General features: G+C 39.9%; 24 protein-coding genes and 1 riboswitch. Of the genes, 18 read left to right on the top strand and 6 right to left on the bottom strand.

The genetic code is table 11. The features are described 5' to 3' along the window. The first annotated feature begins 609 nt into the window (after nt 1–609). From tsaE to tsaD, 4 genes are read left to right on the top strand one after another with little or no spacing between them, the layout of a single operon-like run. The gene (gene tsaE, locus BK139_RS19765) at nt 610–1,065 is read left to right on the top strand and encodes a tRNA (adenosine(37)-N6)-threonylcarbamoyltransferase complex ATPase subunit type 1 TsaE (protein WP_076262221.1); all 456 of its coding nucleotides are present in this window, start codon (nt 610–612) and stop codon (nt 1,063–1,065) included. Then, on the top strand, nt 1,062–1,766 hold the full coding sequence (tsaB, locus tag BK139_RS19760) for a tRNA (adenosine(37)-N6)-threonylcarbamoyltransferase complex dimerization subunit type 1 TsaB (protein ID WP_076262218.1): 705 nt from the start codon (nt 1,062–1,064) through the stop codon (nt 1,764–1,766). Before tsaE ends, tsaB begins: the two co-directional genes overlap by 4 nt. Before the next feature lie 16 nt (nt 1,767–1,782). After that, entirely contained in the window at nt 1,783–2,232 is a 450-nt protein-coding gene (gene rimI, locus BK139_RS19755) for a ribosomal protein S18-alanine N-acetyltransferase (RefSeq protein ID WP_076262215.1), read from the top strand. Continuing rightward, nucleotides 2,232–3,260 carry a tRNA (adenosine(37)-N6)-threonylcarbamoyltransferase complex transferase subunit TsaD gene (gene tsaD, locus BK139_RS19750; RefSeq protein ID WP_076262212.1) on the top strand — a complete coding sequence of 343 codons (1,029 nt, stop codon included), beginning with the start codon at nt 2,232–2,234 and terminating at the stop codon, nt 3,258–3,260. The genes rimI and tsaD overlap by 1 nt, the downstream gene beginning before the upstream one ends. Nucleotides 3,261–3,485: 225 nt before the next feature. Here the strand turns inward: tsaD and BK139_RS19745 are convergent, their stop codons facing one another. Continuing rightward, nucleotides 3,486–5,411: an ABC transporter ATP-binding protein gene (locus BK139_RS19745; protein ID WP_076262209.1), complete on the bottom strand. Its 1,926-nt coding sequence runs from the start codon at nt 5,409–5,411 to the stop codon at nt 3,486–3,488. A 190-nt stretch (nt 5,412–5,601) separates the two neighbouring features. On the opposite strand from BK139_RS19745, the gene moaC reads away from it, so the two are divergent. Then, nucleotides 5,602–6,084: a cyclic pyranopterin monophosphate synthase MoaC gene (gene moaC / locus BK139_RS19740; RefSeq protein WP_076262206.1), complete on the top strand. Its 483-nt coding sequence runs from the start codon at nt 5,602–5,604 to the stop codon at nt 6,082–6,084. Nucleotides 6,085–6,111: 27 nt separating this feature from the next. After that, nucleotides 6,112–6,756 carry a redox-sensing transcriptional repressor Rex gene (locus BK139_RS19735; protein ID WP_061794079.1) on the top strand — a complete coding sequence of 215 codons (645 nt, stop codon included), beginning with the start codon at nt 6,112–6,114 and terminating at the stop codon, nt 6,754–6,756. 23 nt (nt 6,757–6,779) lie between these two features. Here the strand turns inward: BK139_RS19735 and BK139_RS19730 are convergent, their stop codons facing one another. Together BK139_RS19730 and BK139_RS19725 are read right to left on the bottom strand one after the other, a co-directional pair. Beyond that, on the bottom strand, nt 6,780–6,971 hold the full coding sequence (locus BK139_RS19730) for a YdiK family protein (protein WP_076262204.1): 192 nt from the start codon (nt 6,969–6,971) through the stop codon (nt 6,780–6,782). A gap of 44 nt (nt 6,972–7,015) precedes the next feature. After that, entirely contained in the window at nt 7,016–7,741 is a 726-nt protein-coding gene (locus BK139_RS19725) for a CPBP family intramembrane glutamic endopeptidase (protein WP_076262201.1), read from the bottom strand. Nucleotides 7,742–8,032: 291 nt separating this feature from the next. Between BK139_RS19725 and groES the strand changes: the two genes are divergently transcribed. The 6 genes from groES to BK139_RS19695 all read left to right on the top strand — a co-directional run bounded on the left by groES (nt 8,033) and on the right by BK139_RS19695 (nt 12,869). Next, on the top strand, nt 8,033–8,317 hold the full coding sequence (gene groES, locus BK139_RS19720; protein WP_009336289.1) for a co-chaperone GroES: 285 nt from the start codon (nt 8,033–8,035) through the stop codon (nt 8,315–8,317). Nucleotides 8,318–8,378: 61 nt separating this feature from the next. Then, on the top strand, nt 8,379–10,010 hold the full coding sequence (groL, locus tag BK139_RS19715) for a chaperonin GroEL (protein WP_048010891.1): 1,632 nt from the start codon (nt 8,379–8,381) through the stop codon (nt 10,008–10,010). Nucleotides 10,011–10,560: 550 nt separating this feature from the next. Beyond that, entirely contained in the window at nt 10,561–10,764 is a 204-nt protein-coding gene (locus BK139_RS19710; RefSeq protein ID WP_076262199.1) for a hypothetical protein, read from the top strand. A gap of 608 nt (nt 10,765–11,372) precedes the next feature. Continuing rightward, complete coding sequence (locus BK139_RS19705) at nt 11,373–11,894, top strand: hypothetical protein (RefSeq protein WP_076262196.1); 522 nt, start codon at nt 11,373–11,375, stop codon at nt 11,892–11,894. Nucleotides 11,895–11,954: 60 nt separating this feature from the next. Then, nucleotides 11,955–12,287, top strand: coding sequence for a hypothetical protein (locus BK139_RS19700; protein WP_076262193.1), 333 nt, complete (start codon nt 11,955–11,957; stop codon nt 12,285–12,287). Nucleotides 12,288–12,521: 234 nt separating this feature from the next. After that, nucleotides 12,522–12,869, top strand: a complete 348-nt coding sequence (locus BK139_RS19695; protein WP_076262190.1) for a VOC family protein — start codon at nt 12,522–12,524, stop codon at nt 12,867–12,869. A gap of 137 nt (nt 12,870–13,006) precedes the next feature. Here the strand turns inward: BK139_RS19695 and BK139_RS19690 are convergent, their stop codons facing one another. Continuing rightward, on the bottom strand, nt 13,007–14,191 hold the full coding sequence (locus tag BK139_RS19690) for a DUF4317 domain-containing protein (RefSeq protein ID WP_076262188.1): 1,185 nt from the start codon (nt 14,189–14,191) through the stop codon (nt 13,007–13,009). Nucleotides 14,192–14,577: 386 nt separating this feature from the next. Next, nucleotides 14,578–14,665, top strand: a riboswitch (cyclic di-GMP riboswitch). Between the two features lie 112 nt (nt 14,666–14,777). Between BK139_RS19690 and BK139_RS19685 the strand changes: the two genes are divergently transcribed. From BK139_RS19685 to BK139_RS19670, 4 genes are all read left to right on the top strand, one after another. Beyond that, entirely contained in the window at nt 14,778–15,146 is a 369-nt protein-coding gene (locus BK139_RS19685) for a hypothetical protein (protein WP_076262186.1), read from the top strand. Next, nucleotides 15,136–15,912, top strand: a complete 777-nt coding sequence (locus BK139_RS19680; RefSeq protein ID WP_286149060.1) for a hypothetical protein — start codon at nt 15,136–15,138, stop codon at nt 15,910–15,912. The genes BK139_RS19685 and BK139_RS19680 overlap by 11 nt, the downstream gene beginning before the upstream one ends. A gap of 60 nt (nt 15,913–15,972) precedes the next feature. After that, nucleotides 15,973–17,172 (top strand): methyl-accepting chemotaxis protein, encoded by a 1,200-nt coding sequence (locus BK139_RS19675; RefSeq protein WP_076262184.1) that lies wholly within the window; start codon nt 15,973–15,975, stop codon nt 17,170–17,172. 279 nt (nt 17,173–17,451) lie between these two features. Beyond that, the gene (locus BK139_RS19670; protein ID WP_076262182.1) at nt 17,452–19,101 is read left to right on the top strand and encodes a pyridoxal phosphate-dependent decarboxylase family protein; all 1,650 of its coding nucleotides are present in this window, start codon (nt 17,452–17,454) and stop codon (nt 19,099–19,101) included. 101 nt (nt 19,102–19,202) lie between these two features. Here the strand turns inward: BK139_RS19670 and BK139_RS19665 are convergent, their stop codons facing one another. Both BK139_RS19665 and BK139_RS19660 read right to left on the bottom strand, forming a co-directional pair. Continuing rightward, on the bottom strand, nt 19,203–19,499 hold the full coding sequence (locus BK139_RS19665) for a YwqI/YxiC family protein (RefSeq protein ID WP_076262180.1): 297 nt from the start codon (nt 19,497–19,499) through the stop codon (nt 19,203–19,205). A gap of 16 nt (nt 19,500–19,515) precedes the next feature. Further along, nucleotides 19,516–19,872 (bottom strand): YwqH-like family protein, encoded by a 357-nt coding sequence (locus BK139_RS19660; protein WP_076262178.1) that lies wholly within the window; start codon nt 19,870–19,872, stop codon nt 19,516–19,518. Nucleotides 19,873–20,085: 213 nt separating this feature from the next. On the opposite strand from BK139_RS19660, the gene BK139_RS19655 reads away from it, so the two are divergent. Further along, nucleotides 20,086–21,846 carry a ribonuclease YeeF family protein gene (locus BK139_RS19655; RefSeq protein ID WP_286149059.1) on the top strand — a complete coding sequence of 587 codons (1,761 nt, stop codon included), beginning with the start codon at nt 20,086–20,088 and terminating at the stop codon, nt 21,844–21,846. A gap of 8 nt (nt 21,847–21,854) precedes the next feature. After that, entirely contained in the window at nt 21,855–22,292 is a 438-nt protein-coding gene (locus BK139_RS19650) for an SMI1/KNR4 family protein (protein WP_076262176.1), read from the top strand. The last annotated feature ends 278 nt before the right edge of the window (nt 22,293–22,570 follow it).

The following is a 22,570-nucleotide window of genomic DNA, read 5'->3' as shown; positions in this document are numbered from 1 at the left end:
CGGTAGTTCAGTTGGTTAGAATGCCTGCCTGTCACGCAGGAGGTCGCGGGTTCGAGTCCCGTCCGGACCGCCATTTTATAGCTCTAAAAGATAAAACGAAACTTGGTTTCGTCTTTTTTTATGCCTTTTTAACCTAAGTATATATGATGTTAATAATGAAAATAGCTTACTTTGCCCATTGCTGCAAAATAAGGTAAACTACATATAGACTATTCTCCTTAGGATTTATCCTAAGGTTTTTTTGTAATCTTAGAATTCAGTTCTTTGAATTTCGAGAACTGTCTACCCTATCTCCAACTGTCCTGAGGCGGCGTGGGTGATAAGGCGTTTGTACTTTTTCTTTTCGTTTGGCTATTTTCGCAAAGTTTGTTGCTTTTTGTATCTTATTTACTGAGTTGATTGGAGCGGAAGGTGCGAGACTCCTGCAGGAGTAGCGGGACAGGTGAGACCCCGCAGACGCAAAGCGTCGAGGAGGCTCACCGCCCGCCCCGCGGTTCGCTGAGCAGCCTGGAGCGGAAATCACCGGACAACATTAATAGGCCAAAAACAACAATTTATACGAAAAGAGCCTTTCGTTTATAGATTAGATCATAAAAGGTGTTGAAACATATGAGTCAATTTGAGTTTATCTCAAAGAAGCCAGAGGATACGATGGGGTTTTCAGAAAAGCTTGGCAGCCTGCTTCAGCCGGGGGATGTCCTTGCTTTGGAAGGCGATTTGGGTGCAGGGAAAACGACCTTCACCAAGGGTCTGGCCAAAGGGCTTAATATAACACGTAATGTAAATAGCCCTACTTTTACGATTATTAAAGAATACCACGGAAGATTGCCCCTTTATCATATGGATGTATATAGAGTTGAAGATTCCTTTGAGGATTTGGGGTTTGATGAATATTTTGATGGCAATGGGGTCACAGTTGTAGAATGGGCTCATCTTGTTAAAGAACAGCTGCCCGAAGAGTTACTGACGATTTATTTATATCTTGATGATCATGACTCAAGAAGGCTTGTCCTGGAACCTCAGGGCAGAAGATATGAGGAATTGTGTAAGGAGATTATGTCATGAAGGTTTTGGCCATAGATACATCCAATTACCCTCTGGGAGTAGCTCTTCTGGATGGCGATCAGGTTATAGGCGAATATATTACAAATGTAAAAAAGAATCATTCTGTCCGGGTTATGCCGGCTATTGATATTTTAATGAAAGATTGCGGTGTTAAGCCAGCTGAATTAGATAAAATTGTTGTGGCGAAAGGACCTGGTTCGTATACAGGAGTGCGTATCGGGGTCACGATTGCAAAAACGCTGGCATGGACTTTAAATAAGCCGCTTATTGGGGTATCAAGTCTTGAAGTTTATGCAGCCTCGGCTGGCAGATACTTTAATGGAGTCATTTCTCCCATATTTGATGCACGGAGAGGGCAAATATATACCGGCCTGTATCAGTATAGGGATGGACAGTTAGTATCGGTTGTCAAAGACCAGCTCCTGCTTTCAAAAGATTGGGCAGCCATGCTTTCAGAACAGCAGGAAAACGTTCTTTTCATTGGGAATGATTTGCCCTTACATAAAGATGTATTCGCAGAATTCCTTAATGAGCGGGCAGTGTTTGCTTCATCTGCAGAACATAACCCAAGGCCGGCCGAACTTGCTTTATTAGGACGAGACCGCGAGGCTGAGGATGTCCATTCTTTTGTACCTAATTACATTAGGATTGCGGAAGCTGAAGCTAATTGGATAAAAGCAAACAAGGAAAAAAAGTTATAGATGAGGAAGCGGACGTATGAATAAATCCTTAACTTTCCGTTTGATGAATGAAGAGGATATTGATGATGTTTTGGAGATCGAACACAAATCCTTTGCAACACCCTGGAGCAGGGAGGCCTTTTTTAACGAATTAACACATAATCAGTTTGCTTTGTATGTTGTTTTAGAAGAAGAAGATAAAGTAATAGGATATTGTGGAGCATGGATAGTCGTGGATGAGGCTCATATCACAAATGTTGCGCTGCTCCCTGAATACCGCGGGAGAAAACTTGGAGAAGCTTTGATGAGGCAGCTAATGGAGCTTGCGAGTGAAAAGGGAGCCATTACAATGACTCTGGAAGTAAGGGTATCCAACTTCACGGCTCAGTCCTTATACCGAAAGCTTGGTTTTCAAAACGGAGCCATCAGGAAGAACTACTACACTGATAATCAAGAAGATGCTTTAGTAATGTGGGTGAATTTATAATGAAAAAAGATCAATGGATTATGGGGATTGAAACGAGCTGTGACGAAACGGCTGTAGCCATCATTAAGAATGGACGTGAAATTGCAGCCAATATCGTTGCATCCCAAATTGAAAGCCATAAACGTTTTGGCGGAGTAGTTCCCGAAATAGCTTCCCGTCATCATGTTGAACAGATAACAATCGTACTGGAAGAAGCATTATATAAGGCAGGCATCACATATTCTGATCTTTCAGCAATTGCTGTAACGGAAGGACCTGGCCTTGTAGGTGCGCTTCTGATCGGGGTTAATGCCGCAAAAGCAGTAGCGTTTGCTCACGGCATCCCGCTGGTAGGCGTGCATCATATTGCTGGCCATATTTATGCAAACAGACTGGTGGAAGAAATGGAATTCCCGTTACTTTCCCTGGTAGTCTCTGGCGGACATACAGAACTGGTCTATATGAAGGAGCATGGCCATTTCGAAGTGATTGGCGAGACAAGGGATGATGCTGCAGGCGAGGCATATGATAAAGTTGCCCGGACCTTAAATCTGCCATATCCGGGAGGTCCTCACATTGACAGACTCGCACATGAAGGGAATCCGACTATTCAGCTCCCAAGAGCCTGGCTGGAAGAAGGTTCATACGATTTCAGCTTCAGCGGCTTAAAATCAGCGGTTATCAACACTGTCCACAACGCTGAACAGCGTGGAGAGAAAATAGTACCGGAGGATCTGGCGGCGAGCTTCCAGGATAGTGTTATTGACGTCCTGGTAACGAAAACAGAAAGAGCAGTTGAAGAGTATCAGGTGAAGCAGCTGCTGCTCGCAGGCGGAGTTGCGGCGAATAAAGGTCTTCGGGCTTCTTTGGAAAAGAAGTTTGGAAATAGAGCGGATATAAAGCTTATTATTCCGCCATTATCTTTATGTACAGATAATGCAGCGATGATAGCGGCAGCAGGGAGTGTCCTGTTTGATAAAGGACAATTCGCCGGTCTGGATTTAAATGCAAATCCCGGTTTGGACATTACTATCCACAATAATAAATAATTTAGGAAAAAGTCCCCGACAGTACAGGGGACTTTTTCTGTGGATAATATCGTTTGTTTCAGAATTTTATGTTGATAATGTGGATAAAATCAATTTAAATTGTGGATAATGTGGAAAAGTCTGTGGAGAGTACGTATAACTGTGTTTTTCTTGTGATTATCTCTGTGGATAATAAAAAAGACTGGCAGTGACTATTCTACCAGTCTAAAAGTTATGAATATTTCTTTAATCCTCTTCAGCTAAAAGCGTCCATTCTTCCATCAATTCTTCCAGCTTTGCTTTTGCTTCATCCGTCTCATTCGTAATTTCCATCACCTTTTCATGGTCCTGATAAACATTCGGATCACAGAGAAGCTGATCATTAGCATCTATTACTGTTTCTAAGGCTTCTATTTGTTCTTCAATTTCTTCCATTCTTCTTTTCCGCTGACGTTCGAGCTTTTTAGCTTCTTTATCCAGCTGATAATTATTTTTATCCTGCTTAACAGGCTGCGATGCGGTGGTGTCAACTTGCTCATTAAGTGCAAGCAATTCCTCCTGCTCCTGCTTTTTTTCTACATAATAATCATAATCGCCAAGATATTCTGTTGCCCCGCTTCCAGAAAGTTCAACTACTTTTGTTGTAATTCTGTTGATAAAATAGCGGTCATGAGAGACGAAGAGAATGGTACCGGGATAATCGATCAATGCATTTTCAAGAATTTCCTTGCTGTCCAGGTCCAAGTGGTTTGTAGGCTCGTCCAGGATTAAGAAATTGGATTTCTGCATCATAAGCTTTGCAAGTGCGAGCCGGGCCTTTTCACCGCCGCTCAGTGTTGAAACGGTTTTAAGAACATCATCACCGGAGAAGAGAAAGTTCCCAAGTATGGTCCTGATCTCTTTTTCCGGTTTCAGCGGGTATTCATCCCATAATTCGTTCAGGACTCTTTTGTTGCTTGTGAGCTCTGCCTGTTCCTGGTCATAGTAGCCAATTGTCACATTGGAACCGTACTGAATCTCCCCTGCAAAAGAAGGGATTTTTTTAATGATGGTTTTAAGCAATGTGGATTTGCCGATTCCATTTGGTCCTACAAGTGCAATGCTGTCGCCTCTTGCCAGCCGCATTGAAATATTTTCGCTCACTTTTTCATCGTAGCCTATAGCTAAAGAATGTATATTTAAAACCTCATTGCCCGACTGCCGCTCGATGTCAAACCCAAAAGAAGCTGATTTCTCGTCTCCTAGAGGCCTGTCCATAACATCCATTCTGGCCAGCTGCTTTCTGCGGCTTTGTGCCCTTTTGGTTGTGGAGGCCCGGGCGAGGTTTCGCTGAATGAAGTCCTGCAGCTTAGCGATTTCTTCCTGCTGTTTCTCGAATTGCTTCATTTCTTTTTCAAAATTAGCCGCTTTTTGATCCAAATAGGAACTATAGTTTCCGGGGTACTTTCTTATTTGGTGGCGGGAAATCTCGTAAACCTGGGAAACGACCTTATCAAGGAAGTACCGGTCATGTGATACGATTAGAATAGCACCGCTGTATCCCTGCAGGTATTGTTCGAGCCAAGATAATGTTTCAATATCAAGGTGGTTGGTAGGCTCATCCAGAATTAAAATATCAGGCTTTGTGAGCAGAAGTTTACCAAGGGCCAGCCTTGTTCGCTGTCCGCCGCTCAATGACGAAATTTTAGTATCATAGCCTAATGAGCTGAAATTGAGTCCATGGAGAATGGAGCGGATATCTGCTTCATATTGATAGCCGCCATTTTCTTTGAAATCAACCTGAAGTTTGTCGTAATCTTTCAATACGCGTTCGTAGGCATCAGAATTATTAAGGATATCAGGATTTGCCATTTGCTCTTCAAGGCTGCGGAGCTGTTTTTCCTGCTTCTGCAAATGACTGAAAACAGTCAGCATTTCATCCCAAATGGATAATTCCGATTCCAGGCCGGTATTTTGTGCAAGATATCCAATGGTTACTTCCTTTGGCTTTATAATCTCACCGGAATCATATGCCATGTGTCCGGCAATTATTTTTAAAAGGGTGGATTTTCCTGCTCCATTGCGCCCTACAAGGGCAATCCGGTCCCTGGTTTGTACTTCAAGCTTTATATTCGTTAAAATGGGATCAGCGCCAAAACTTTTTGCCAGCTGATTGACTTGTAATAGTATCATGTTCTTTCACCTCGGGTATAGAGTAAGTGTAACTCATTCATATATGTTCGGCAATAAAGGAGACAGGACTATAAGCACGCATGAAGGGCATTAAATCATAAAAAAAGGTAAATAAATATGTGAAGAACCTTACAAAGCACATACAAAGTAACGGAAAAATAGTGTATGATTTTGAAGAGAGGTGTTTTTAATGGCGGATTTTACTCATTTTAATCAAGAGGGCAGGGCAAAAATGGTGGATGTCAGCGATAAGCCTGAGACGTCAAGGACGGCCATCGCTCAGTCAAGTATTACGGTGAATCAGGAGATATACGAGAAGATCACTTCCAACTCCATGAAAAAAGGGGATGTACTCGCTGTTGCACAAACTGCAGGCATTATGGCGAGCAAGAAAACTTGGGACATTATTCCGATGTGCCATCCGCTGCCGCTAAAGGGTGTGGACATTTCATTTTCATGGAAAGCAGAAGAGGAAGAGTACGTCCTCATCATTACGGCTTCTGTTAAAACAAAAGGAAATACGGGTGTGGAAATGGAAGCGTTAACAGCTGCTTCTGTCTGTGCGCTGACCGTTTATGATATGTGCAAGGCTGTAGATAAAGGAATGGTAATTGGGCCAACCTTTTTAATAGAGAAAACTGGAGGCAAAAACGGAGATTTTAAACGAAATTAATTCATCATAAGAAATGGGGATGGACGAATGGCCAATGAACCAATTAAGATACCGCAGGCAACAGCTAAACGGCTGCCTTTATATTACCGCTTCCTAAAGAACCTTCATTCCTCCGGCAAACAAAGAGTCTCATCAGCAGAATTGAGTGAGGCGGTTAAAGTGGATTCTGCCACGATTCGCCGTGACTTTTCGTACTTCGGTGCGTTGGGGAAAAAGGGATATGGTTATAATGTGAACTACCTGCTGGGCTTCTTTCGGAAGACTCTTGACCAGGACGAGCTTACGAAAGTTGCTTTGGTTGGGGTAGGGAATTTAGGAACGGCCTTTCTTAACTATAATTTTCTTAAAAATAATAATACAAAAATAGAAGTGGCATTTGATGTGGATGAGAGTAAGGTTGGCACGAAAATCGGTGATGTGCCGGTCCATCATATGGATGACCTTGAAGAAGTGATTGTTAAAAATAATATTCAGGTGGCGATTCTAACAGTGCCTGCACCGCCTGCCCAGACGATTACCGATCGGATGGTGAATGCGAAAATAAAAGGAATCCTTAACTTTACACCTGCGAGGCTCACTGTACCGTCCTCGATTCGGATTCACCATATCGATCTGGCAGTGGAATTGCAGTCACTGGTTTATTTTCTGAAAAATTATCCTGAAGAAGTGTAAAAAAAAATGAGCCTATTGCGGGCTCATTTTTTCGTTTTAAAATGCTGACCAATCAAGCGGAGACCGGTGCCAAAATCAAATGTGGCAATTAGCATCAGAAAATAAGTAAAGAATCCCCAGCTTTCTTCCCGCTGGGTATTCTGGATGGCTATAAAGGTGAAAAGGCATCCGAGAAGGATGTAAATAAAGCCTGAAAACAAAGGTGTACTTCTCATGATAATCCCCCAGTAATTTTAAAACTCCACAGCATTTCGCTATGCTAGAAAAAGCTGATAAAGCTCTGCATGTTTTCCATTTCCTTTAACCACTTTTGCATATTATCCTGATTCAGCTGGACAACCGCAACAAAGGTGTTCATCGCCACATGGGCAAAAATCGGCACGATGATCCGCTTTGTCTTGACATATAAGAAGGCAAAGGTGAATCCCATTGCTGAGTATAACAGTACATGTTCAGGCTCAAAATGGGCAAGTGCAAAAATGACCGAGCTGATCAGGGCCGAAAGGAAGAAGTTGAAGCGCTTGTGAAGAGAGCCGAAAATAACTTTTCTAAAGACGATCTCCTCAAGGATGGGCCCGATGACGGAACTGATTAAAATGACGATTGGCGATGCTTCAATTATCCGGATAATCTGCTGTGTATTTTCAGATCCCATTTCAATGCCGATCAGGTTTTCGATGCTTGCAGCAGTAGCTTGAGCGATCAGGGCCAAAAATATGCCTCCAATAGCCCAGCCCACTGAGCCTGCTATAGAAGAGGCATCCCTATCCAGTCCCCGTTTCATTTCTTTCCTTAGTAATAGAAGTGTAATGATCAGCGTTATCGTGAAACTGATCACGAGCCAATAGGCAACAGCCAGAATCTGCATATTCTCCGGATTCTGTCCCAGGGCATCGGCAGCTAATAAAACGAGCGGAACGCCAAATAAGCTTGAAAGCTGCATGGCAATATAGGCGATTAATATAATCCAGTATTCCTTTTTCAAAATGTTTTACTCCTTAATCTGAGTGTTGGAAAACAAGTCCTAAAGTCATTGTACTCTTTATAAGGAGCGGGTTTCAAATATCAGCACACCCAAGCAGGAAAATACTATGGTAAAGATGACTTGTGTCGAAATATAGCGTGCATGCGCGAATGAATTTTTTTATAAAAAATTTAAGCTTCACCCTTGCAAATAGAAATGAGATTCATTAATATAATAATTGTGTTAGCACTCAAATAGAGAGAGTGCTAATAAATAAAAATATTTACATATTATTTGAGGAGGTTGTTTCACTTGTTAAAGCCACTAGGTGATCGAATCATTATCGAGCTTGTTGAAACTGAAGAAAAAACTGCAAGCGGCATCGTACTGCCGGACACTGCTAAAGAGAAGCCTCAAGAAGGCAAAGTTGTAGCTGTGGGAACTGGCCGCGTTCTTGAAAATGGTGAGCGTGTTGCACTTGAAGTTGCTGACGGCGACCGTATCATCTTCTCAAAATATGCTGGTACTGAAGTGAAGTATGAAGGCAAAGAATATTTAATTTTACGTGAAAATGACATTCTTGCTGTAATTGGCTAAGCGCCGATCAGACGAAGATTATTAAAAGATAAAGCTAAAATTTTTGAGGAGGTTTTTATCAATGGCTAAAGAGATTAAATTTAGTGAAGAAGCCCGCCGCGCGATGCTTCGCGGTGTAGATTCCCTTGCAAATGCGGTAAAAGTAACTCTTGGACCTAAAGGACGCAACGTGGTTCTTGAGAAGAAATTCGGTTCTCCATTAATCACTAATGATGGTGTGACAATCGCAAAGGAAATCGAACTTGAAGATGCTTTTGAAAACATGGGTGCGAAGCTTGTTGCTGAAGTAGCAAGCAAAACAAACGATGTTGCCGGTGACGGTACAACAACTGCAACTGTTCTTGCTCAGGCAATGATCCGTGAAGGCCTTAAGAACGTAACTGCAGGCGCTAACCCAATGGGCATCCGCAAAGGAATTGAAAAAGCGGTTTCTACCGCTGTTGAAGAGTTAAAAGCTATTTCAAAACCTATCGAAAACAAAGAATCCATCGCACAGGTTGCTGCGATTTCTGCTGCTGACAATGAAGTTGGCCAGCTGATCGCTGAAGCAATGGAGCGCGTTGGCAACGACGGTGTTATCACAATCGAAGAATCTAAAGGATTCACAACTGAGCTTGATGTAGTAGAAGGTATGCAATTCGACCGCGGATATGCTTCTCCATACATGGTGACAGATTCTGATAAGATGGAAGCGGTTCTTGAAAACCCTTATATCTTAATCACTGATAAGAAGATCACAAGCATCCAGGAAATCCTTCCTGTACTTGAGCAGGTTGTACAGCAAGGCAAGCCATTATTGCTTGTAGCTGAAGATGTTGAAGGTGAAGCACTTGCTACACTAGTAGTAAATAAGCTTCGCGGAACATTCAATGCAGTAGCGGTTAAAGCTCCTGGCTTCGGTGACCGCCGTAAAGCTATGCTTGAAGATATCGCGATCCTGACTGGCGGTGAAGTAATCACTGAAGAGTTAGGCCGTGACCTTAAATCTGCTACAATCGATTCTTTAGGACGCGCTTCTAAAGTGGTTGTTTCTAAAGAAAACACGACGATCGTTGAAGGTGCTGGAGACAGCGCGCAAATCGGCGGCCGTGTGAACCAGATCCGCACTCAAATGGAAGAAACAACTTCTGAATTTGACCGCGAAAAATTACAAGAGCGCCTTGCTAAGCTAGCTGGCGGTGTGGCAGTGGTTAAAGTTGGTGCTGCTACTGAAACTGAATTGAAAGAGCGCAAGCTACGCATCGAAGACGCCCTTAACTCTACACGTGCAGCTGTAGAAGAAGGAATTGTTTCCGGTGGTGGTGTTGCCCTTCTAAACGTATACAACAAAGTGGCTTCTATCCAGGCTGAAGGCGATGAAGCAACAGGTATCAACATCGTACTTCGTGCGATGGAAGAGCCTGTACGCACAATTGCTCACAATGCTGGCCTTGAAGGTTCAGTTATTGTTGACCGCTTAAAGCGCGAAGCAGTTGGAACAGGCTTCAACGCAGCTACTGGCGAGTGGGTAAACATGATCGAAGCTGGTATCGTTGACCCAACTAAAGTAACTCGTTCAGCTCTTCAAAACGCTGGATCAGTTGCAGCTATGTTCTTAACAACTGAAGCAGTTGTTGCTGACAAGCCGGAAGAAAATGCTGGCCCTGCAATGCCTGACATGGGCGGCATGGGTGGAATGGGCGGCATGATGTAATCATTGCCCATAAACGTTGATATACCAAGGATTGAGGGCTACAGAGGTAGCCTTCAATCAGTAAAAAATCACATTTCGTTCACATTATCTGCGATTTTGTGATATGAAGAATGTTGCTGAAATGGTCTTTTAATCCTTTCGGCAGCATTCTTTTTCTTTTTTCTGTAACATGTGTATGCGAAAGAGATTTGGAGTGGCATGCTTCTCAATAGAAGTCTTCTTAATATCCTTTACATTCGAACGATAGTGTTCTTTTGAATAAATCAGTTTGCTTTCTCTTTGCAGAAAATGAAATTGGCATCGTGATAATCTGGATTCATAAGTCGGTTTGCTAACTTATTCTTGTTCTGCTTTAAGTGTTGGTGGTGGATACTATGTTAATCGAGATACTAAGCTTAAGTAGTAAACACCGAACAAAACAAAGTTAAGAGCAGCTCAGTGTATTAATAATCCATATGGCTCTCAAAGCTACTCTTCAAACATAGGTGAAAGTTGGAATGTTACTTATGATGACTGGTGGTATGGGAAAACACTATATGAAATTAAACTTGTGGAAACAATAACAGATTCACATAAAACAGCAGAGATAGTTAAAGCTACATCAGGGGTTAGGGTGAGGAACTTCGAACCTGGACCGGGGGCAGACACAAAAACAGAAGAATGGGTAGTTTTACTTCTTGACGAAAATGATAATGACCCATTAATTATCTGGCAAATAAGAAATGAACAAACGATCTGGTTTAAAACAAAATAGAAATAAACTGAAAATGCCCTTCTCACTCGAGAGGGGCATTTTTATCGAAAATTACTTGAATATCCTTTACATTGACAAGTTCAATTTGCTTTGTGTCAAGGTCTCTAATCTCTCAATAACCAGATTTATATACATAAATCACTTAATAAACTTTATCTTTATATATTACTTTGTAGTTCCCCATAACTCCCCAGCTGCGTTTAAATGGTTTTACGGTTCTATTTTACTATTTAAAGAAAGTAATCCTTACTTCTGAAAACGGGAAGATTCTTAGACCTTCTCCAGATTTTCTCTAATTATTAGATATGCCCTAAGATAAAAATAATTATAGGATTATTTATTGCTTAACCTATGTATAGTGAAGTGGGGTTATTTGTAAAAAGTATGCTTATAGTTATATTTTTTATCGTAAATGAGCGAAATATAAATTAAAGACTGTCAGAATTACAATAGGTCTTTATTCTTATCAATTACACTATTTTTCCATATGTTGTTTAATTTTAGTAGAAAGTAACTAGCCATGAAAAATAAGTGCAGAAAAGGATATTTCTAAAATCTGAAGGGCGTTTAATAAGTATTTAATTGAATAGAGATGAGGAGAATTTAATATGAAGAAATTATTGTATACTCTTTTAGCTGCCTTATTTATTGCCGGTTGTTCCAATGAGGAAACTAAAGACGTTAAAAATGTGGAAAAGAGCACTGAAAACATAGCACAAGTGCCAATTAAACAGGCTAGTTTTGAGAGTTTTTCTGATAAAAAGACTTATGAAATAATTGGCGAGATGGAAAAATTCGCTTTATTTAAGAAGCCTTTTGAAGTAGAAAAGGAAGATACATATACTTGGTTAGTTTGGATAGAAAACCAGGAAAAAGCTGAGGAATTGATTGGAAAAGAAGTAGAGATTTTTGGAACAAATGAAAGAACTAAGGAAAAAGAGTTATTGACTTCTAGTAATATAGAGAAATTGACTTCCGATGATCCACAATTTCCTGGTAGTGAGTTAGCTGTGAAATTCTATGCTAAATTGAAATTGCTTAGAAAAGGGAAATGGAAAATAGAGTCATATGTTGATAACGAATTATTAGGTTCAACAGTTATTTATGTAGAAGGAAAAGATGAACTATAAAAAATGTTTACATACTAATTGGCCATTAGTTTGTTATAAAAAATTTTTGGAGGTGCAAAAATGAAAAAGAAAGTTATTAGCTGTATTACCGTATTAAGTTTATCATTCGGTATCGTAGGAGCTGCAGGAGCTGCATCAATTCCAACTGCAAAACAACCTACAACAAATTTTGAACCATCAATATCTATTCTAAATGTGCAAAGAGCCCACATGGAATACAGATATTACTCAAAACAGGAATATCAAATGAGTGGGTCAACTCCTTCAAGTCATTTTATTACTACATCCGATGGTTATTATGGTACCATTTATAGAAAATCTATTACTGAATATGGAGCAAATAAGGATTGGTGGAAAGTACAGTATTCAGGTACTTTAACAAAGTTTGAATAAGCGAAAAGCGCACAAAAGATGGGCGGCATGATGTAATCATCGCCCAAACCCCTTAATATTTTAGAGGGCTTATTATTTCTCAACTAAAATTAGAGGTTTCTCATGAGTTGTGCAAACTTGTGGGAAGCCTCTTTTTAGTCTAATAGGACAGTATAGTTGAAGAAGGAGCTTAATATTACATCTCGAATATCTAATGTAATTGAAAAATAAAAAGAAAGACAGGAGCTGGTTACAATGATAAAAGGTATTGGCGGGATATTTTGGAGAACCAAGAATCTTGATGTTGTGAAAAAATGGTACAGTGAAGTGCTGAAGATTGAAATAGATAATTGGAATGGGACTGTGATTACCCCCCAATTAGGAAATGAGACGATCTTTTCTTTCTTTGCAGAAAAGGACAGTTATTTTCCAACAGAACAAGAAGTAATGTTGAATTTCCAGGTCCATAATCTAGACGAGATGATTACACATCTAGAACAAATTGGTGTACCTCTGGTTAAGGAAAAAGAGGTTAGTGAGTTTGGAAAGTTTATTTGGATTGAAGATCCTGAAGGTAGACTGGTCGAGCTTTGGGAGAAATAGCGTATTTGATAATAAAGAGACATAGAGACAGGCGCCTTGTCTCAACCCCTAAACTGCTTATAACGCCAAAAAAGGAATTCCTATCTGGAAATTCCTTTTTTAAATAGTATACTTATTTCGAAAGGTATCGCCGCTGCTTATTCTTTATCCTGACCCCCGCCAAAAGCTTCCGGAATCATCGTAAAGCCTTCAATCACGGTATCTTCTTCCACCTCGATCATCAGGTAACGCTTGCCGTCAAAATTAATTTGTCTTACATATCTAAGATCCTGCGGGCAGATGGATATGTTGGCTGCTTTTGTGCTGATTTTGATTGATTTTGAATTGTATTTGGGCAGGACGCTGCTTGCTTTTATTTCATATTTGTCATCATCGATGATTTTTTGATAAGCGGATTGGACCTTTTCTGAATCAATGTCTTCGATGCCGCTTACCTTTAAAACATGTTCTACGTCTTTGGAATCCAGCTTCGGCGGTTCATCCTCTTCGTTTTCCACGATCATCCGGTTTATCTCTTCATATACGCTGGAAAGTGTTGATGGGCTAAGCTGATCTCCTGTGACGTCTTTAATAATTTCTTCAAAAACGATTTTATCATCCTGCGCCGTCATTGTTTCTTCCCCGTTTAACACGTCCTCAATGAACTGGTGGTCGGGCTCATGGACCTTGCCTGCAGAATACAGGACGTGATTGACATCAGCCGCGTGATCAGTGAAGCAAGGGAATAGGAACCCTGAAATGGGAGACTTGAGGTTGATAATCGGATCAACGGTAAAATGATATTTAAATTCCCTTTCAACATAATCAAAAAGCAGTTCTTTCTTCGGTTCCTGCGTGTTATTGATGCTGCAGAGAATAAAGGGATGAGAATAAACGGCATCCCGTTCACTTTCCTCGGCCTCTGGATTGCGGCGCTTCATAGGCTTTAGATACTCTCCGCGAATGAACGTAACAACAATATCTTTTTCATATTGCCGGACTCCCAGCATTTTGCCGACAATCTGAAGCATTTGTTCCGTCCAGCCCTCAGCATCATTGGTCAGCAGCCCTTGATGAAGGATGAGCTGACTGCTGTTTTCCGCATCCCTCTGAAACTTTAATTCAAAGAGCTTTTCATCCAATTGGCCGCCAAGCATCTTTTTGAAGTTGTCCATAAAGAGCTCCTGCTGATCCTGATCCAGCATTTCAAAAGGCTGGCTCTCATAATGATATATCTCGCTTGATTCCTTCATAATATAGACGTTAAAAATATCTGAGATCTTTAGTAAGTCATTATTTAACTTAAATTGTTTCCGAATCTGTGCAATGTCTTTTTTGTTCACGGTTAAAATCCACTCCTAAACTGCCCAATATGCATATTTACTAGAATAACAAAATACATCAGTTCTATAAATTATTAATCTCAGTTATTTTCGCTTTTTTGAAAAGGGACTTGTTAATTTAGAAATTAAGAACATAGAGTTGGTTTTTACCGGCCGGGGTTTGTGCTAACGATGTTCTGTGGAATGCTGCTATTTTGCTAACATAAAGATTGTTAATTGAGGCTTCTCATAAGTTGACTAAACCTATGGGAGACATTTTTATTTCTTTAATATCAAATTGTATAAAATTGGATTTGTAAATAAAAAATACAAGTATCGACAAAAAATGGCAAGTTTACTATAATGGTATAGTAAAATGTAATCGTGAAATTAGTCCTATTTAATAAAATAGAAAAAGGCAAACTTATCGAAAGGTAAGGACGCAAAGCTACGAGTCTAAAATCCTCTTGGGGTAATGACAGTCGGGTTGCCAAGGATAATAAAGACAGTTTATTTGGCTATCCCTTTTAATTTGGGGATAGTCTTTTTTTGGACACTGTCTAAATAGGCAAAAAAATATGAAGAATACAGGCAGAGGAGATCAGAGATGATAGTTGTAGATAAGAAAAAATACAAAATGGCCATTAATGAGGTTGCAAAGGAAGTTCATGTACAGGTTCATGGGTTAATGAGAGAGGAGGATGCGGAAGGTTATATGATAGATTTACAGGATACGATTAATAAGGTATCAAGGCAAAGTTATACATTTGTTGTAGATGGGACCCACCAATCACCTGTCCCATCAAAGGTGGTTCCACAGCTTGAACAGACAATGCAATTTTATTCTTCACTGGGATTTAAGGATATTCTTGTAGTAAAACCATCATCTAAAATTGCGCAGGTGCAAATCAGGAATGCACTTGAGAGAATTGAGTTCTCGGGTACATTCATTGATAAAGTGCCTCATGGCATCTGATGTTGGTGACAATGATGAAGGAATCATTATTTTACATTTGAAAGGGAGTAAAGAAGTGCAAACAACACTAGAGTTATATACATACGAAATCATAAAGAAGGATCAGCCAGAATTAATTGTGAAAGCAGCAGATTGTCTGGCTCGAACATTCATAGGGGTAGAGGTTGCAGGGAAATGGATTCAGGAGCCAATGGTAGGTCAATTGAATATAGGCTATGAGGATTTCTATCAGTTTACCAAGGATTATTTAGACTCTACGATTGAACAGGGATATTGCGCAGTTGCACTGGATGCTCATCATAATGTTGTTGGTGTACTTGCGGGAGATACAAATGCACCTGAGATAATCGGAGAAGATATATTTGAAGGTTCTTTTTATGATATGAATGTAATTCTGCGTGTTTTGGAAGATGTGGATAAACGTTTCATGGAAGATTATAAAATACAGAATGGACATGACATTATAGATGGGGAACTATTACACCTTTTTATGTTAGGCGTAATTGCTGAACATAATCGTCAAGAAATTATTCAGCAACTAGGAAATAGATTAATCGCAAAAGCATCATCCCAAGGATTAAAGGCTGTTCTAGGTGAAGCAACCAACCCGAAATCAATACGTGTAATGGAAAAATATCATAATATGAAAAAATATAAAGATACAGAAGGAAATTTTATCGTCTATAAATATCAAGAGAACCTTAAGTTGCGTGGCATTCCTGAAAATGTAGCGGATGGTACATATATCCTTATAAAAGAGCTTTAAATGTAAACACACTAAACTGAAGTTTAATTTAATTAAATAGATGTAAGGGGATTTTCAAAAATGGAAGCGATTATGCTAGGCATCATTATTATCTTAATGGGAGTATCGGTTTTTTTGGCCTACCGGTATTTTTCGTTAAAGCGCCATCTTCATATTCATAAAGAAATATTAAATGGAATGGAAGAATTATCAGCGGGCAACATTGCAAACAAAGTTGATGAACGAAGCTCTAAACATGCTGTATTTAATGGGCTTATCGACTATTTCGGCCTTGTAAGGGAAAAGTTTTATTCATATTCAAAAGATGTTCAGGAAAAAGGTGAAAACCTTACGGAAGTCGGTGAATATGCTTCTGAGAAAGCAGATATTGTTAGAGCGGCAATTGATGAGGTAGGCAGAGGGTTGACGAAACAATTGGCAGCAACAGAAGAAAGTGCTGCATCTATGGAAGAAATGACACAGGCTATCGAAAATCTATCCGGCAGATCACTTCAGATATCAGATCAATCGAATACTACCTTAGAACTGACGCAGGAAGGAAACGAGAAGCTAAAGGATTCCTTAGATAAGATGAATCAGTTTAATCAAACTGTAAATATAACATTTGATGCCATAAATAAACTCGGAGAAAAATCTCATGAAATCGGCACAATTGTAAAAGTGATAACAGGAATTTCAGAACAAATTAATTTATTAGCATTGAATGCGGCCATAGAAGCGGCCCGTGCGGGGGAGCATGGCAAGGGGTTTGCGGTCGTTGCTGATGAGGTTCGGAAATTGGCCGAACAATCACGGCAGTCTTCCTCTGAAGTATCAACCATTGTAAGGAATATACAGGAAGAAACTGAAATAGTTGTAAATTCCATGCAGCAGGGAACAGAGGAATTGAAAGATACAAATACCACCCTTGTAGAAGTTGGGACCATGTTCAAAAAAATTCTGGCTACTACAACAATTATTGCTGAAAATAATGAAAACTCTTCTGCGAGTACACAGGAATTATCCTCTGCTTCACAGCAGATCATGGCAACAATTGTTGAGATTGCCTCAATCTCACGGGAATCTGTTGAAATGTTTGAGGAGCTAATCGATATAAGTGATGATGAACTGTCTGCAATGCAAAAACTTGTACAGGTAGCAAAGAACCTTGTTGAGCTTACAAATGATGTGAATAAATTAATATTTGCATGGAATCATGGTGATGAAACAGAGGCGGCTCAGGGTCAAATTGCTGATAAAAAGGTCCGTGCAGCAGTATAAAGAGTTTTACCCTTGCTGGCTGTGATTCATATATAGGTTCTTATTTCAGTTAAGCGCAGCCTGTGGGAAGCTTCCATTTGATGCACGAATTAGTCCTTATGAAAGAATAAATAAATAGCACATTATTCCTTCTATTTAACAGGGAATATCTATGGCAGCCGGGTTGCCGGAAAGGCTGAATATTACTTAATGCGGCAATGATTTGTCCACCTGTGTGGACTTTTTTTATAGGATCTTTAGATAAATCTGCTTCTTGAAAAAGCATCCAGGAGGTACAGGATGAAGGAAATTCAAAAGTTATTTCCCAGTATGGACGGGAATGAACTTCAAAGAGAGAAATTATTGTCTTACTTTAAGACAATCTTAACGAAAATAGATGAGTTAAAGGATCCCAACAAACTAACACTTGGAAAAATGCCCGAGTACACAGAGGATTACTATAATCGTATCATCGAAAAGGCCGATGTTCCGAAAAAGGGTGTGCCGATGGAGGAAGTGATTCAGGAGCTTCTTAAATTGGCGGAAGGACACCGCTACGTCAATCGAAATTATGTAGCAAACGCAGCGCCCCTTCCGAATATAGCAAGTATGCTCGGGAACTTAGTAATGGTCCTGGTCAATGGGAACAATCTCTGGGATGTGGAAGGCCCAGCAGCGGCTGCAGCAGAAATCGAGATAACCAGTATGCTATCCAAATTAATCGGATACGATGAGAGCATTAGTGCAGGGTATACAACCTGGGGAGGACAAGGCGCTGTTTTTAATTCTTTGCGACTTGCCATTGCACGGTATGCACCGTCTTCAAAAGAAAATGGTGTGCCGCAAAATCTCTATTGCTTCTGTTCAGAGCTATCACACTATAGTCTGTATAAGTCTGTAGAAGCTGCAGGGATTGGCGTGAAGAATATGATTCGGGTAAAAGTGAATGCTGATCATTCTATGAATCTCGATGATTTAAAAGAGAAAATGGAGCTTGTTATTGTCAAAGGCGGTGTTCCTCTTTATGTACTTGCCACAATGGGAACGACTGATACATTTGGGATTGATGACATTGAGGGGATTAAGCGGGTAGCAGAAGACTTGGAACGTACCCATGGCGTATATCCGATTTATATCCATGCAGACTCGGCCATGGGCGGTATGTATACCTTCTTTAACCATTACGATTTTGAAAGTAACCCTCTGAGATTTGAAGACAATGTTAAGAAGGTTTTAAGATCCTATCAGCGTAAGTTCAAACAGATAAAGCTTGCAGATAGCATGGTCTTTGATTTCCATAAGCTTGGACAAACCCCATATATCACAAGTTTATTTTTAATTAAAAACAGAGAGTATCTTAAGTATGTAGATTTAGATGCAGCGGAAACGCCTTATGTTGGGAACCGTGGGTATGGGAGCTATCATACAGGCTTCACGCTGGAATGCTCACGGATGGGAAGTGCTTTAGGGATTTATGCATCTTTATTAGCATTTGGAATGGAAGGCTATCAAGAGCTTTTGGCCAATTATATCCGTGTCAATATTGCATTTAGAGAGATGTTAACAAGAGAAGTTTCGAATGTGGCAGTAACGAATGAAATTTCTCCTATTACAACATTCCGTTTTTACCCTGAAAAGATAGAATGGGATAACGAATTGAACAGACATTTAACTATGGAAGAAATAATGGAAATTAATCAATTTAATGACGAGTTTGCTGAAATAATTGGTACTGAACGAGATACTGTCTTTTTTGGAAATACAAAAAAGCAGCGACTCGTTGAAGCGGCAGACTTAAACAAGCAGCTGCCTGTGTACGCACATAAATTTTTCGCGATCTCTCCCTACACTACGATAGAAGAGGTCAACCGTTATGTCGGATTCTTAAAAGAACACTTGGAGATATTCCTGAAAATGAGAAATCGTAAGTATAGTATTTTAGGTTCCTAATGAGTAAATCAAGCAATTGACTGGAAAATATTTATGGAGACTTCTCATAAGCTGATTGTGGGAAGCTTCTTTTTTGTTTAATTGTAATGTACAGCCACCTGCTACGTAATTTTTCTGCCAGTTTCTCCATGTATCCCCCTGGAAAGCAGCCGATCCGATTCATCCAAGAATTGTACGGATTGCCGTGTTGTTTCTTCATTTTGGAGCAATATGGATTTATAGGCTTCTGTCACCTGATGAAGCTGCCTATTTAAAGCGTTCAATTTATTGATGAAATCAAGGACATTATTCTCTCCAATAGTGGATGCAAAGGATGGCTGGAGCCCGTTAGCGGAGGATTGAAGTTTAGAAAGTGCTTGTTCTATATCGTTTATCCTTAGCTTAATCTCAGTATCCATACTCAATACCTCCTCATTATTTCTTCGACCTCTCTGCTGCAAGCTGTGCTTCCAGGGAAGCGATTGTTTGTTTGATAGAATCGATTTCCTGCTGGATCTGCTGCAGCTTCCGGCTTATGGCTGAAAACACCTCATGAAACTGATTTGACTCAATGTCAGTATAACTCGTGAGCATTTGTTCAAACCGGATATCCTCAAATTCATCTGCCAGCTTTCCCTGCCAGGTAAAAGGGGAAAGATCCGGCTTTGTGACGGTATGCCGATAGTGGTTAAACTCCTGCTGTTTTCCTTGGAGCTCTCCCTCACAGGCCAGCAGTCTCTGCAGATCACTTTGTTTCTTCGCCAATAAACTGTAGTAATAGCCTAAAGACATGAATATTCACCTCTATATACTGCCATTTTCATATTATTAAACCGGGTAAAAAGAATCTATTTTACTATATCACAGGGAAATAATGTAATAATGATACATTTTTCTTATTTTAGACATTATGTCGATGGGTATTTATTACTGTTTTATACAAAAGTGTAAAAATAATCCTATTCGTAATAAAATTACTCTAATTTTTAGTGTAAAGTATAAATTATGGAAAATTCTAGTGAGGGGCTCTCTGAAGCGCCTCTATTCCAGTTGTCGAATGGCAGGAGGCGATTTATACTGAAGGTATTAGATGCAAGGGAGTTGCATAGCGGATTGAAGGAGCTTCACACCAGTCTCGACTCCTTAGAAGAGCAGATAAGAAACATTGCACGTGATGTAGAAGGAATTACTTCGTTTGAGGACTCCTTTCGGGGAGAGGGAGCAGCCGCTATTCAGGCTTTCTTCCAGGAATGTCATTCTCCTTTTCTCTTATTTTTTGAAGGCTTTCTTGCAGACTATCAAAATACTTTAAAAGGAATAGCTTCTTCCCTTCAGATGCTCGAACCGGCAAGCAATGGATTCATCCGTCAGAGCTTTTTGGATGGAGAAGCGGCACAGGGCCTGGTAAAAACAGAATCTATCACCAATAGCCTAACAGACGAGACCAATGTGGTGATGCAGAAAGTTTCTGATATTGTCAGTCTCCCTCACCTGCAGGATGGGGAGTTTTCGGCACATGTAAGGAGAGCGGAACTTCACCGGAAAAATACGGTTGATGATCTTATGACCTTTGACAGCTCGCAAACACTGGCTCTTGATCCAATTGAGCAGGATCTTCATCTGATGCAGACATACATCAATGAAATTTCCAGCCTCTTTCAGAGTGGAAATCTCAGCATTTCCGGCTATTCCGTCAAGCAGCTTCAATCAAGCCCAATCTATGGAGAGCTATTAGAAGGCATCAGGCATAAAGCAGGAAATTCCATGCATTCTCCGGAATTCTTTAAAGAGCTGGGAGTCACGGCCCTGGGTCAGATTCTGCCGCCCGGTGCTTATTCCATCTGGGCTATCTGGCAGAGTAATTACGAAAGAAAGACCATCCACTATCAATTAAGAGCCTTGAAGGCTTTAGCAGAGCTAAACAGTAACGAAATCAGCCCTGAGGAATTCGCCTCCCTGAGCGGCCGGGAAATCCTTACTGTTGATGTCATAGACGAGTATGGCATCGGCAGCGAGAATCAGGGCGGAAAGTTTCATCTATACGAGGACGGCCGGATTGTCAGGGAATTCTATGGAGAAAAAGGAATAGCCTACGAATTCGTCGACTCCATTCCAAAAGACCAAGTGGGCGGAGTGCGGGAACTGGACTCCATAGCTGACGGAACCCCGCTTGAAATACTCGAATACCTGTCGCTGGCTGCTGTTGTCCGAAAACAAGGAACCAAGGTCATACGGAAAAGCATCAAAAAGGCCGACTTTGATGCGCTTGTCAGGATATTGAAAGAGGAAAAGGGTCATGTGGTCTTGCCGGGGAGGAAGGCTGGTAAGGGTACGGATGAACTTAATAAGGATTTAGCAAAAGCTTATCTGAGGGATATAGAGGCTAAAACTGGACGAAAGGTTAATAAAGAGCAGATTCATCTTATAAAAGAAGCCTTGAGAAACAAAAACTATGAAAAATTGACACCAAAAGAGACAGCTAAGTATAGAAGCAAATTTACATCGAGCTTGAAAGATAAATTGATTGCAGAATGGGAAGAAAAAACCAACCAAAAGTGGCCAAGATATACAGAAGAAGTGCTTGATAAGAATGGAGAGGTTGCTCGGAGTATTGGTCAACCGTATGATGCCCATCATATCATAGAGAATAACTTTGGTGGCCCTCATGAGTGGTGGAATATTCATCCAGCAAAATATCCTAACGAACACCAAGCAGGGATACATGGAAAGGGAGCACCATCAGGTAAACTATTTCCAAGGAGGTAAAATAGCATATGGCTGATTTTGAATTTATTAATGAGCTAGAAAATAAAACCTATAAGGTACCTGAAGATGATCTTTTAAAAGCTGAACAAAGAATGGATATCAGTTTTCCAAATGATTTAAAACAGTTATATTTAGAAGTTGGTTATGGTTTTATTAAAGGTCAAAGTGCTAATGCAATAAATAGAATATTGGGACCAGGGGCTGTAGCAGATATTAGATTAAGAGAAGGTATTTTTGAATTTGACCCAGATTTAGATGAACTTTTTGATGATGAAGATAAACTTATTTTTTTTGAAGTAAACGAGGGTGTTTATATTACAATAGATTTACAATTAGTTAATAATCCAATATATTATTTCGATATTCAAATAGCTGAATCGTTAGAGGATTTTTTTAAAAAGTTTCTCAATAATAATGAATATTATTTAGATTTAATTGAGGATTAGGTTTAATTGGTAGAAAAAGTAAAAAATAATTGACCTTGATTGGCTATGAACTGCCTTTCAAGGTTTTTTACTTTGGATTTATGATAAGATATTGGACTTGAAAAAATTCATGAAAAATGTAAAGAATATGGAAAAGAAATGCCTACAGAGATAAAGTTACATTATAATGTGAAGCAGAATAGATTAAAAGGAAAATATAGAGATGATTTAGTATATTCGAATGCTGACGAACTATTGCCTGATGATATCTTTGAGTTATGGAATGAAAAAAACTGTTT

The sequence above is a fragment of the Paenibacillus sp. FSL R5-0490 genome, from assembly GCF_001956215.1.
In the GTDB taxonomy this organism is placed as follows: Bacteria; Bacillota; Bacilli; order Bacillales; family Cytobacillaceae; genus Cytobacillus.
Note: the sequence above shows the minus strand (reverse complement) of the source record. Positions and strands in the feature narration are given on the sequence as shown.